Raw genomic sequence first — 13,306 nt, 5'->3', positions numbered from 1 at the left:
CTATGCGGTTAACTTTTGTACATCCAGCTATTGGTCATCGTTTAGGTGAGTCTTATTTGCGTTCATGGCAAATGGAGCCTTTACCAATTGCTGCGTTAAAAGGGCTTACGCCTGATACTGTGGAAACACGTTTCTATGATGATCGATTAGAAAAAATTTCCTATGATGAAGCTACTGATGCTGTAGTTATTTCTGTAGAAACCTATACAGCTAAACGGGCTTATCAAATAGCCAGTGAGTATAGACAGCGTGGCGTACCTGTAGTTATGGGAGGTTTTCATGTTACCCTCGTACCAGAAGAGGCTAGCCGTTATGCTGATGCTATTATGGTGGGCGAGGCTGAAGGGAAATGGCTAGAGTTAATTGATGATTTACAACATCATACACTTAAACCTTTATATCAAGGTATTCAAACGGATCTTAGTGGTGTAAAAGTAGATAGAAGCCTTTTTAAAGGTAAGCGTTATTTACCTATTGGTTTAGTTGAAACAGGTCGAGGTTGTCGATTCCCTTGTGAATTTTGTGCTATCCAAACATTTTATCAACGCAGTTATCGTAGACGTGATCCTGACCAAGTATTAAAAGAACTAGCAGAGCAAAAGTGTAGCAAAAAGATCTTCTTTTTTGTGGATGATAATTTTGCAGGTAATATCCATGAAAGTAGGGTGTGGTTACCTGAGTTAGCCAAATTAAATATTCGTTGGATTACCCAAATGAGTATTAATGCCGCCCATGATGAAAGCTTTTTAAAAGAGCTTGCTCAGTCTGGTTGTAAAGGCGTGTTAATAGGTTTTGAGTCACTTAATGAAGATAATCTTAAGCTGATGAATAAACGCTTTAATACCATGAAAGGTGGCTTTTCTCAGGCATTAGCTAATTTAAGAAAATATGGTATAGCGGTTTATGGGACTTTTGTATTTGGTTATGATCATGATACTCAAGAATCCTTTAGTCAAGCAGTTGCTTTTGCTGAGCAAGAGGGTATGTACATTGCTGCTTTTAATCATATGACACCTTTTCCAGGTACGCCTCTTTATAAACGATTACAACAAGAAAATAGATTGCGCTATGAACATTGGTGGTTAGATGATAATTATCGTTATAATGAGGTGCCGTTTTATCCTACCCAATTAACACCTGAGCAAGTCACTACAGGTTGTGTAAGTGCTCGTAGAGATTTTTATAGTTGGCGCTCTATTTTTAAACGTAGTTGGAAAAATCGCAGCGACTTTTTTATGTTTCGTAATTTTTTCCCAATTAATGCGTTACACAGAAATGAAATCAGTTCACGGAATGGTTATCCACTAGGCGATGAAGCGTGGCAAGGTAAGTTGTTGGAGATTAAATGATTAATTTCCATGCTGTATCTGCAAATAACCAGCAACACTTTGTTAAATTGCTAGAAGAAAATGCGATGCAAGGTTGGGTGGATATGCTGATGACTCGCCAGCCAAATTATTTAAATAAGCAACATTATTTTGGTCAAGAATATCCAGTGTTGGCAGAACAAGAGGGAGTTTTTTTAGGTTGTTGTCAACTGACTAAACAACAGGGTTTTGTAAATGGTCAACGGGTAGACTTAGGCTATCTTAATAGTTTAAGAGTCAGCGAAAATTATAGAAATAAAATACGTGTACTGAAAGAGGGGTTTAGTTATCTTAAAAATTTTCTTAGCCCTCTTGCTTATTGCTATACCAGCATAGCCAGTGATAATAAAATAGCCCGTAGAATATTAGAAAAAGGTGTTGCAGGATTACCTAAATATCAATTATTAGGTGAGTTATCTACCTTTGTTATTGCTAAGACAAGGGCAAAGCATTTAGGATTATGGCAGAAAGTAGGGCAGTTACAAACTATTGTTGATTTTTATAATAAGCAGGCTAGCCAGTACCAGTTAGCTCCTTATTTAGCAGAAGATTGGCTAATAAAAGCCGATTTACCTGTATTAGGTTATTACCAGAATAATCAATTAAAGGGCTGTGCGGTATTGTGGAATCAACAATCATTTAAACAGATTATAGCTAGTCATTATCATCCTCTTATCAATCTTTTAAGACCTGTTTATAATGGTTATGCTAAGTTGACTAATAGACCTCAGTTACCAAAGCTTAAGCAAGTATTAGATCAAAGCTTTTTAAGTTTTTTTCAAGTGCAAGATCAACAAATGATCATACCTTTAATAAAAGATGCCTTACCTCATTGCCAAACTTCTTTATTAACATTCTCTTTAGCTGCTAATCATCCACAAGCTCACGCTATTATTGATACATTTAAACCATTGGTTTATAAAACGAGAATTTATGGGGTTGAATTAGTGGCTAGTCCAGTATGGGAAAAACAAATGCTTAATCCAGAAGCAGCTATTTTATGAAAATAGTATTATTAAGACCTAATATGGGTGATTATCGAGCAACTGATGCGATGCCACCATTAGCTATGGGCATATTAGCAGCCAGGGCTGAAGAACATGATATTCAGTTTTATGATGATCGTGTGGAGGTTATACCCACAGAATTAGAAGCAGATTTAATTGCTATTTCAGTAGAAACATTTACGGCTAGGCGCAGTTATCAATTAGCTGACTATTATAGAGAGCAAGGTATTAAAGTAGTGATGGGAGGTTATCATCCTACTTTCTTACCAGAAGAAGCCTTGCAACACGCTGATAGTATCATTGTTGGGGATGCTGAAGGCGCTTGGGAACAGTTATTAAAAGATTTTCAGCAAAATAAATTACAAACTATTTATTATGGTAATCATGATTTACCTTTAGATGATTATCGATTAGATCGTAGTATTTTTAAAGGTAAGAAATATGCACCTGTAGATTTAATTCAATATACTCGAGGTTGCCGTTTTACCTGTGACTTTTGTTCTATTCATGGTTTTTATAAAAATGGTGTAAGGGCTAGGCCAATAGCATATTTTAAAGAAGAATTAGTTACTTTAAAGCCCAATCGTTTTTTTCTGTTTGTGGATGATAATTTATTTGGTAATAGGTCTATTTTAGAAAGCTTGTTAACTATGTTAAAACCTTTGAAAAAACGTTGGGGTTGTCAGATTAGCATTGATGTGGCGAGAGATGAAACACTACTAGATCAATTGGCAGAGGCAGGTTGTCGTTTTGTGCTAATAGGCTTTGAAAGCCTTAATTCAGCCAACTTAAAGCAAATGGCAAAGCCTTGGAATAAAGTGGCTGGAGATTATGAAAAAGTAGTAAAGGCATTACATAATAGAGGTATTAATATTTATGGTACTTTTGTATTTGGTTATGATGAAGACACAGAGGATACGATAAAACAAAGTCTTGATTTCGCGTTAAGCAATAAGTTAGAAATAGCTAACTTTAATCCTCTTACTCCAACACCTAGTTCAGCGCTTTATAATAGATTACTAGCAGAAAAGAGGCTTATATCACCTGAGTGGTGGATTGATCCCAACTATTGCTATGGAAATCCAATTTTTCAACCTAAAAAAATGGCTGCTGAACAGCTAACAGAACTTTGTTTTGAAGCGAAAAAAACATTTTATAGCTATTCATCTATTGCTAATAGGTTATTTAGCTTTCAGAAAAAAACAAAATGGCTAGATAAAGGCGTAACCCTATTAGCCAATATTATTTCTCATCGAGAAATTATTAAAAAACAAGGCAAGCAATTAGGAGGGGTACAACATGAAACTTACCCTCATTAAGCCAACAATAGGGCGTAGAGAACATAGTTTATATGTTGATGAAGGACGTATGGAACCGCTAATGCTTGGTGTGTTAGCCGCGCTTACGCCTGATGATGTAGAAGTAGTAATGTATGATGATAGAATGGAATCTATCCCCTATGATGAGCCAACCGATCTAGTGGCTATTACTTTAGAAACTTATACTGCTCGCCGTGCCTATGAGATAGCGAGTGAGTATCGGCAACGGGGAGTAAGGGTAATTATGGGGGGTATCCATGTTAGCCTATTACCAGAAGAAGTATTACAGCATGCAGACAGTATTTTCTTAGGTGATGCTGAAACATTATGGGCAACCATGATAGAAGATGCTCGCCACAATAAATTAAAACCTCGTTATGAAGCACCTGTTGGTGTAGGGCAGGTCAATCATTGTGGTGATAAATTGATTGCAAGACGAGATATTTATCAAGGTAAAGGATATTTGCCTATTTCTCTTATGCAGTTTTCTCGTGGTTGTCGTTTTGCCTGTAAGTTTTGTGCAGTAAGCCAATATTTTGGAGGTAATTACTATTTACGACAAATAGATGAAGTGGTTAGAGAAATAGCCAGTCAAAACCGTAAATTTATTTTTTTTATTGATGATAATATCGCTACCGATCATAAAGCATTGGCAGAACTATGCCATGCGTTAATTCCCTTAAAAATTAATTGGATTAGCCAAGCTAGTTTAGATGTTACGAAAAATCCTCAATTAATGAAGCTAATGCAACAAAGTGGTTGTTGGGGCAATGTAATGGGCTTTGAATCTATCAACCCATTGAGTTTAAGGGATGCAAAGAAATCGCCTAATATAAAAGATTTTAACCATTATTTGCAGGAGATTAAAGTTCTTCGAGATCATGGTATGCAGACATGGGCAGCTTTTACTTTAGGGTATGATCATGATACTGTTGAGAGCATTGAGCAAACAGTAGAGTTTGCGTTAAAAAATCGTTTTGCATTTGCTGCTTATAATATTCTTATGCCTTATCCAAATACACCGCTTTATAGTCAACTACAGCAAGAAGGGCGTTTATTATTTGATGATAAATGGTGGTTACATCCTGAATATCGCTTTAACCAAGCAGCCTATATTCCTAAGTTAATGACACCAGAGCAACTAACAAAAGCCTGTCATGATGCCCGTAGTCATTTTAATAGTATCCCTTCGATTATAAGACGCTTTTCTGATTTAAGAGTCACTGTGCAATCAATGAGCCGAGTTCTTTCTTTTTGGCGTTATACTTTTTTATTTAGAAAAGAAGTCTATAAAAAACATGGTATGAAGTTTGGTCTTAAATGAAAAAATTATTACATATTTATCCCTATCTAGCTGCATGTTTACTATCTCCATTAGCAGCCTATTTATGGTGGCAAGAATACCAAAACTTATTTCAAATGTTATTAGCATGGCTTATCCCCGTATTATGGGCTTATATTGTGCCTGGTGTGGGTACTAATATTTGTAAAGTGTGGGAAGTTAAGTCTAAATTTAATATAGGGCGTTTTCGTATTCAACATGGATTTGTATTTGGTAGTGCCACTGCGTTACTTTCATGGTTAACTCATCAATATACAGCACAAACGATATTAGATATATTTGTCTCTGCATTAATACTTTGTTCAGTGATAGGTTTTTGGAATATTCTTTATGATATTGTGGCCATTAAAGCGGGTATTTTATTTGTATATAACGAACCTTGGGCAAATAATAAAGAAGCAGAAACTATAGTACTTGATTATGCCCCTTGGATTTTTGGTGGGTTTGGTTTTTGTTATGGTTTAATGATAAGTAGCTATGAATATATAGTCTATTGTTATGGACAGCAAAGTTATTTATTTTCTACTGTGTTTTTCATTATAGGTTTATGTTGTTGTATTGTTATTCCTGTATTAGGTGTGATGAATTATTCTTATAAAAAATATGGTCACACAGGCACTAAGCCTATTATTCATAATAGTAAGATTTTAAAATAGAGAAAAATCTTTTTTTCTCTATCAAACTTTTATTTAATATAACTAGACTAAGATATTAGAGTAATTTTTTAAAAAAGTTATTATGATTTAATAGCTTACATTGTATAAATAGAAGTTCTTTGTAAGTAATAGCGTCAAAAAATAAGAGTCCATATGCGTTATTTCTTTTTAGGTGATTGTCATGAAAATCAATTCTATGATTTTAGCAAGCTTAGTGTTAGGTTCTATTAGTTATGTAAATGCGGCAGGTACAATTTCTGGTCAGTTGGATGTCAGAATTACGATAGGTCAAGGATGTTCAATTACTCATGGTGGTGGTATTGGTACTTATAACCAGTTTGGTACACTGGATTTTGGTGTGCAAACAAATTTAAGTACAGCTGTTGATGCGAAGGCTTCTGGAGCAGGTGGGGCTAATACAGTTGGTGTTATATGTTCTCCTGCATTACCTTATACAGTCGCTGTAGATAATGGTGTTAATGCAACTGGTTCACAACGTCAAATGCGTAATCAAACCACAGGATTAACAAATAATTATATTGCCTATAATCTTTACCAAGACTCTGCTCGAGCCACTGCATGGGTCTCTGGAACACCTGTTAGCCGTGCAGGTACAGGTTTGGCTCAATCTCTAGACTTCTATGGTCGAGTTCCTGTTGTAACACCAGCCCCTGCCGCAGGTACTTATACTGACGCTGTTGCTGTAACTGTTAGTTGGTAGGGAGATGAGAGTAAGTAATCGTATTAGTATATTAGTAATAGGGTTACTTACTAGCATTGTTGGATATTCAGCAACTAAAACTGCCGTAATTAATATCAACGCTAATGTTGTTGCTGCTTGTGAGGTAGGTTCAACGAGTACAGGCGGAAGTATATCTTTCGGTATGCTTGATTTTGGATATGTATCTGATCTTAGTACGAGTGTTGCTGTTGTTGGCCAAGCTAACAGTGGTGGTATTCGTATTAAGTGTAGTAATAATACACCTTATATTGTTTATATGAGTTCAGGGCTAAATAGTCAAAGTACAACTGTACGTTATTTAAGTAATGGTTCTACAGCAGTTAGGTATAACCTATATATTGATTCTGCTCATACAGTGGTTTGGGATGATATTAAAGGCCTTTCGGGCACTAGTAATGGTCAAGAAACTTGGTTACCTATTTATGGATTTATACCTCAACAATCAGTATCTGAAGTAGGTATTTATACAGATAGAGTGAGTGTGACTATTACCTATTAATATTAGGACTTACATGAAGTATAAAATAAAAAAAATATTTTATATTGTTTGTGGAGTGTTAGGGTTAACTTCTGTGGTATTGGCTGATACAGGAGTTGACGATAAAACTGTTTCACAGTCTTTTAAAGTACAAGCAGAAATTATAAAGGGATGTTTATTAGGTAGTGGTGGTTCAGATACCAGTAGTTTTGGAACTATAAGTTTTGGAAACGTATCATTACTTAACCAAAATAAGGACGTTATATCAAGCAATAATGCAGGTTCAATTATTGTTAAATGTACGCCTGGCATTAATGTAACTATCAGTTTGAGTAGTGGTGTTAATAATAGTGGTTCTATTGCTAATGGACGCTTATTAAAAAATACAAATACGAATGAGATATTAAGTTACCAGCTATTTCAGGATGCTAATTTCAGTAGTATCTGGGGTAACGGTAGTAATGGTGGTAGTAGTAAAACAATTAGCTCCAGTGGTACAACAGAATCTTATCCTATATATGCTCGTTTATTGGCAGCTTCTACCATGCCAAGTGTAGGGACATATACAGATACTGTAACAGTCACAATAAGTTATTAATAAATCATTGTCGTGAGATGAATAGATAATTATGAAAATAATACAAGCGTATAACAATAAAATTGAATACATGATTTTTATTTTATTGATGGGGTTTTACAGTAATATTTTTGCCGCTAGTTCAATTTTAATTTGGCCACTTGGTCCAACTATTGAGGATACAGATAAAGCTACTTCTTTATGGATACAGAATAATGATAAACAATCTGTTTTTTTACAAATTCGTGTATTGAAATGGCAACAACAAGATGGTGAGGAGTCATTAGTTGAGCAAACAGAAATTGTTGCTAGTCCTCCAGTGGCTGAAGTACAACCAGATAAAAAACAATTAATAAGATTAGTTAAAAGTATTAATATTCCTGCCAATACCGAGAATGCTTATCGTGTTTTAATTGATGAAATTCCAAGGGCTGATATTAAGTCAGAAAATATAAGTCAGGGTTATGGTGTTGCATTTCAAATGCGTTATTCTGTACCTTTGTTTGTACAAGGAAATAATATTTGGACAAATCAGGATTATAGAAAGCCACGTGATATTAATAAGGCCACATTACCTGTTTTAGATTATAAGATACAAAATAAAGAAGGTAAATCTTGGTTAGTTATTACGAATAAAGGGCAAGTTCATGCACGACTTGCCAAAGTGTTCTTTAAACAAAATAACCAAGTGTATACTGTAAGTGATGGATTATTAGGTTATGTTTTGCCTAATCGTTCTATGTCTTTTCCTATTCCTGCCAACGTTAAAGCAGCAGGAACATTATTTGCTAATATTAATGAAATGCCAAACCCAATTACTATAAATCATCAATAGTATTGGCATTTTATGAAAAATAAATTTGTATATTTATACACAAACATTACCTGCATTATTAGCATTTTTTTAGTGATTAATATGTACAGTATGGTATTGGCCAGTGATGAACAACTACCTCAGTTTGATCTCCCAGATACAGTACTATGGTTAGAAATTGTTATTAATGGTAAGCCTTCTGGACATATTATAGCGGTAGATTATCGTAATAAGCATTATTGGTTAACTGCAGAACAATTAGACCAAATAGGTTTATCAATGTTAAAGCCTAAAAACCAACAGTCTATAGCTATTGATCAAATAGTTGGTGTTAATGTGGGTTATAACGCTGAACTACAGCAGTTAATGATTGATTTACCAACTTCATGGCTTCCATCACAACATATTACTGTTAATAAAACGATGTATAAACAAGTTGAAGCAAAAAGTAGTCTAGGCGCTTTAATGAACTATGATATATATGCTACTTCTCCAGAGCAAAAGAATGCTTCTGATAATCTATCATTATGGACAGAGCAACGTGTTTTTGATGGTTTTGGTGTAGTTTCAAATACAGGAATTTATCGCAAATCATTTGGTGGTAAGCAGAGTAACAATCAAAGTGATCGTTATGTACGTTATGATACACAGTGGAAGTACAGTAATGAAAATAGCATGATTAGTTATTCTTTTGGAGATGTTATTACAGACTCATTACCATGGTCTAGTTCTGTACGATTAGGTGGTTTTCAAATTGCACGTAACTTTGCTACACGTCCTGATTTAATTACTTATCCATTACCACAGTTTATGGGTAATGCTGCTATTCCTAGTACAGTAGATCTTTATATTAATAATTATAAAATGGATACACAGTTACTGAATCCAGGGCCATTTACATTAGAAACACAACCTTATATTAATGGTGCTGGTAATGCTACTGTAGTGACAACAGATGCATTGGGAAGAAAGGTTAGTGCTACAGTTCCTTTTTATGTGGCCAGTAATTTACTAGGTAAAGGTTTAACAGATTATAGTTTTTCGTCTGGTATTCTACGTCGTAATTATGGACTTAAGTCCAGTGATTATAGTAATGCTGCGATGAATGGTATAGCGAGATATGGTGTAACTGATTGGTTGACAGTGGAAGGTAGAGTAGAGGGCGCTCAATATCTTTTATCTTCGGGTATTGGTGCAGGTATTCGGTTAAGCAATTTAGGTGTACTCAATCTTTCAACGAGTGGCAGTCAGGCTAATGATAAAGCATGGAGCAAAGAGAAAAGAAGTATTCAATCTTATTATAATCCTATAACGGGAATGATTGATTACAAGGATATTTACACTGACAATGTTCCACAAAAGAATAAAGGTACTCAGGCTGTAGCGGGATATAGTTATAACAATCAAGTTTTTAGTGTGAATGCGCAACGCATTGTGCGTTCAGAGGGATATGCTGATTTATCTAATTATCGTTCAGACTATCTTTTAAGTAGACGTCAAGATCAAGTGACTACCAGTATAGGAATAGGAAGATTCGGAGCTATAGGTAGTGGCTATTTTGCAACACGCAGTGCTAGGGGAGATGAAACTAGAATAATTAATATTTCATGGAGTGCGGCAGTATGGCGTAATGTTAGTTTATATGCATCTATTAACAAAGAAATTGGGTGGTCAAGGTGTTAGTGCTCAGATTATGCTTTCACTTCCTTTAGATGACTGGGGAACAACAAGCATTTCATCCAGTAGAGATACTAGTAATCATTGGGTAACAAGAACAAATTGGAGTAGAAGTGCACCTACTGATGGGGGCATAGGTTGGAATTTAGCTTTTGCTAATGGCGGTAGAGAATCTGATAAATATCGCCAAGCAGATATAACATGGCGTTCAGATTATTTTGAAACAAAGGGTGGAATGTATGGTAACAAACATGATTATACTCGTTGGGCAGAAATGACAGGAGCTGTTGTTATGATGAATGGAGATATGTATACAACCAATACTATTAATGATGCTTTTGCACTTGTCTCTACAAATAGTTTTGAAGATGTACCAGTATTTTATGAAAATCAGCCTATTGGTAAAACTAATGCAAAAGGTTATATGCTAGTACCTACTGTAACCTCTTGGTATCCAACTAAACTTAGTATTGATTCACTAAACTTGCCCGCTGATGTGGATATTCCTTCTACAACTTATGAGTTATCAGTGCGTGAAAAAAGTGGTTTATTAGTAGATTTTAAAATTAAAAATATTCAATCCGTTAATCTTACCTTATTAGATAATAATGATAAGCCTCTTCCTAAAGGTAGTACTGTTAAGACACAAGACAATAAAACCAGTTGGGTGGGTTGGGATGGGTTAGTGTGGCTACAAGATATAAATGCTAATAACCAACTTACCGTAACGCGTGCAGATACAGGAAAAGTTTGTAATGTTATCTTACATATACCTAAGCAAAAAGGCATTATTTATTTAGGTCAACAAAAGTGTCAATAGGAACTAATTAAATGATAGTTAAATCTATAAACCTATATATATTTATTTTTTTATGTTTAACAAACACTGTTGTTGAGGCGGCTTGTAGCGTAGGTAGTAATGAAAGTATTAATTTAGGACAGAATAGCTCCTTTACTGTTTATAACAATTCTATTGCCGCTTCCAACAATGTTGGCTTAAGTTGCTCTGGTTTACTTGGTTTAGGTATCCTTTCAGGCGATCAAATTATTGTGACATTAAAAAATAGTGTTAATAATTTAACGTTAAAAAATAATGATGGTTCAGGTGATGTTATCCCTTATGGTATTTATGCAGATAGCACTTATCAGCACCAATTTCTTGTTAATCAAGCAATTAATTATAATAGTATAGGTTTATTAACACTTATTTTAGGTGGAAAAAGTTTTAATATTAAGTTTTATGTAAAAACCTCTCCAGGAGCTAATGTTCGTGCAGGAACATATTCAGATAGCTTAACGTTTAATTGGAACTATAATATTTGTTCATTATTAGGAATATTAGATATTTGTGTAGGAGTACAAAAGGATAATGTTGATCGAACAATAACAGTTACTGCAGTGATTGATAAACAATGTGCTATTAATAATGCTCCAGATCTTAACTTTGGTAGTTATGCATTAGTAGGCCAATTTAACCCAATTACCCAAAATATTAATTTGACCTGTACTAAAACAGAAGGTTATAAAGTTTCTTTTAGTGATGGTAATAATAGATTAGCTAATAGCTGGCGACGTATGACTGACGGGCTGGGACATTATTTACAATATAATATTTATCAAACAGATGGTGTAACTGTATGGGATACAACCAATAAACTATCAGCATCTGGAACAGGTTTATCTCAAACGATACCCTATAAAGCAATTATCAATCCATCACAAACAGAATTACCTGCCGCAACTTATACAGATCAAATTACAGTGATTGTAGAATATTAAAAAGTTTATAAAAATTCAAATATTGTGATGAGGTAGAAAGGATTAAATTTTATTAAAGATAATTGTATATACATATACTATTTTCTAATGGTTTAGTAAAATCCTCTTTAATGATTGTTTTTTAAGAGGCTCTTTATTGTGGCGCAGCCAAAAGATTTATTTGCTAGTAATATTGGGAGTTTTCCTGCCCCTCTTTATCAGCGTGTTAAACAAATGATTGTACAGCAAATTCATTCAGGGGCATGGCCTCCTCACTATCGCATTCCTTCCGAAGCTGAATTAGTAGAGCAGTTAGGGTTTAGTAGGATGACCATTAATCGTGCATTACGGGAGTTAACTACTGAAGGTTTGTTAATTCGTATGCAAGGCGTGGGGACTTTTGTGGCAGAACCTAAAGGACATGCCGCTTTATTTGAAATACGCAATATAGCTGAGGAAATAGCAGAAAGAGGGCATCACCATTCTACGCAAGTAGTTGTTATGGAACAAATCAAAGCTAATCAAAAACAAGCAACTGATTTGGAGTTAAAAGTAGGAGATCGTATTTTTCATTCGGTGTTAGTACATTTTGAAGAGTATATTCCTATTCAAATTGAGGAGCGTTATATTAGCTCTAAAGTTGCACCAGATTATTTAAAGCAAGATTTTACTCAGCTAACGCCTAACCAATATTTAACTGAACTTGCTCCCGTTACAGAGGGTGAACATGTGGTTGAAGCTGTTTTGGTAACAAAGCAGGAAAGTGATTTATTACATATTAAACATGGCGACCCTTGTTTATCTATCCAACGTCGTACTTGGTCTGGTGCTTTAGTTATTTCTAGTACCCGTTTACTTTATCCTGGTAGTCGTTATCGTTTAGAGGGTAGGTTTGGCCTATGATAAAGTTATTAAAAGCTCAAGACTACATAAAAATGCCTTGGAAAAATGGAGCTGGTATAACAGAGGAAGTAATCAAGGTTACTGATTATAATATAGATAATTTTTTATGGCGTGTTTCGATTGCTGATATAAAAGAAGACGGTACATTTTCTTCATTTATAGGATATCAGCGAATTATTAGTGTTTTAGAAGGAAAAGGAATGGTGTTAGAGGTGGACGGAAAACTTTCACGTCCATTATCTACTTTTGATCCTTTCGCATTTAAAGGTGAGTCTGAAGTTTCTTGTAAATTATTGAAGGGTCCATTAAGAGATTTCAATCTTATTTACAACCCACTTTCAATAGCTGCTAATTTACAATGGATTGTTAATGAGCAACCAACCAGAATTTTTACCAATGCTGAAGATATAGTGTTATTTAATGCAGGTGATAAGGTAACAGTTAATATCTCTAATCAAGAGATTGTATTAGAACATTATGATACTTTATGGGTAACAAATCAGGATGATTTAAAAGAAGTGTATATAACTACAATAACTAATTCTTTTAAATGCTGTTTTATATCTCTTACCTCTAAAAATTAAGATATATTTATTAAAACAAAATACTTAATTGTTTACGAAAAGTAACGCTTCAGTAACAGTGAAATAATAAAATCTCCATTTA

General features: G+C 34.5%; 14 protein-coding genes. All 14 read left to right on the top strand.

The features are described 5' to 3' along the window. Positions 1-2: 2 nt before the first annotated feature. The 14 genes from MTZ49_RS13585 (at position 3) to MTZ49_RS13520 (ending at position 13,224) form a co-directional block, all read left to right on the top strand. On the top strand, positions 3-1,349 hold the full coding sequence (locus MTZ49_RS13585) for a B12-binding domain-containing radical SAM protein (protein WP_264745991.1): 1,347 nt from the start codon (positions 3-5) through the stop codon (positions 1,347-1,349). Then, positions 1,346-2,371, top strand: a complete 1,026-nt coding sequence (locus MTZ49_RS13580; protein ID WP_264745990.1) for a hypothetical protein — start codon at positions 1,346-1,348, stop codon at positions 2,369-2,371. The genes MTZ49_RS13585 and MTZ49_RS13580 overlap by 4 nt, the downstream gene beginning before the upstream one ends. Further along, the gene (locus MTZ49_RS13575) at positions 2,368-3,693 is read left to right on the top strand and encodes a B12-binding domain-containing radical SAM protein (protein WP_264745989.1); all 1,326 of its coding nucleotides are present in this window, start codon (positions 2,368-2,370) and stop codon (positions 3,691-3,693) included. Before MTZ49_RS13580 ends, MTZ49_RS13575 begins: the two co-directional genes overlap by 4 nt. Further along, a complete protein-coding gene (locus MTZ49_RS13570) occupies positions 3,674-5,017 on the top strand; it encodes a B12-binding domain-containing radical SAM protein (RefSeq protein WP_264745988.1) in 1,344 nt (447 codons plus the stop codon). The genes MTZ49_RS13575 and MTZ49_RS13570 overlap by 20 nt, the downstream gene beginning before the upstream one ends. Next, positions 5,014-5,691, top strand: a complete 678-nt coding sequence (locus MTZ49_RS13565; protein ID WP_264745987.1) for a hypothetical protein — start codon at positions 5,014-5,016, stop codon at positions 5,689-5,691. The genes MTZ49_RS13570 and MTZ49_RS13565 overlap by 4 nt, the downstream gene beginning before the upstream one ends. A 181-nt stretch (positions 5,692-5,872) precedes the next feature. Continuing rightward, positions 5,873-6,412 (top strand): spore coat U domain-containing protein, encoded by a 540-nt coding sequence (locus tag MTZ49_RS13560; RefSeq protein ID WP_264745986.1) that lies wholly within the window; start codon positions 5,873-5,875, stop codon positions 6,410-6,412. 4 nt (positions 6,413-6,416) lie between these two features. After that, positions 6,417-6,932, top strand: coding sequence for a spore coat U domain-containing protein (locus tag MTZ49_RS13555; RefSeq protein WP_264745985.1), 516 nt, complete (start codon positions 6,417-6,419; stop codon positions 6,930-6,932). Positions 6,933-6,945: 13 nt separating this feature from the next. Next, positions 6,946-7,509, top strand: a complete 564-nt coding sequence (locus MTZ49_RS13550; protein WP_264745984.1) for a spore coat U domain-containing protein — start codon at positions 6,946-6,948, stop codon at positions 7,507-7,509. A gap of 31 nt (positions 7,510-7,540) precedes the next feature. Next, positions 7,541-8,323: a molecular chaperone gene (locus tag MTZ49_RS13545; RefSeq protein ID WP_264745983.1), complete on the top strand. Its 783-nt coding sequence runs from the start codon at positions 7,541-7,543 to the stop codon at positions 8,321-8,323. 81 nt (positions 8,324-8,404) lie between these two features. Then, a complete protein-coding gene (locus MTZ49_RS13540; RefSeq protein WP_264745982.1) occupies positions 8,405-9,985 on the top strand; it encodes a fimbria/pilus outer membrane usher protein in 1,581 nt (526 codons plus the stop codon). Beyond that, the gene (locus tag MTZ49_RS13535) at positions 9,945-10,799 is read left to right on the top strand and encodes a fimbria/pilus outer membrane usher protein (protein WP_264745981.1); all 855 of its coding nucleotides are present in this window, start codon (positions 9,945-9,947) and stop codon (positions 10,797-10,799) included. Before MTZ49_RS13540 ends, MTZ49_RS13535 begins: the two co-directional genes overlap by 41 nt. 11 nt (positions 10,800-10,810) lie before the next feature. Beyond that, entirely contained in the window at positions 10,811-11,758 is a 948-nt protein-coding gene (locus tag MTZ49_RS13530; protein ID WP_264745980.1) for a spore coat protein U domain-containing protein, read from the top strand. Positions 11,759-11,971: 213 nt separating this feature from the next. Beyond that, a complete protein-coding gene (gene hutC / locus MTZ49_RS13525) occupies positions 11,972-12,640 on the top strand; it encodes a histidine utilization repressor (protein ID WP_413774195.1) in 669 nt (222 codons plus the stop codon). Beyond that, positions 12,637-13,224 carry a HutD family protein gene (locus MTZ49_RS13520; protein WP_264745978.1) on the top strand — a complete coding sequence of 196 codons (588 nt, stop codon included), beginning with the start codon at positions 12,637-12,639 and terminating at the stop codon, positions 13,222-13,224. The genes hutC and MTZ49_RS13520 overlap by 4 nt, the downstream gene beginning before the upstream one ends. Positions 13,225-13,306: the final 82 nt, after the last annotated feature.

It is taken from the genome of Entomomonas sp. E2T0 (assembly GCF_025985425.1).
Classification (GTDB): Bacteria; Pseudomonadota; Gammaproteobacteria; order Pseudomonadales; family Pseudomonadaceae; genus Entomomonas.
This window is presented reverse-complemented; position numbering and strand designations above follow the sequence as displayed.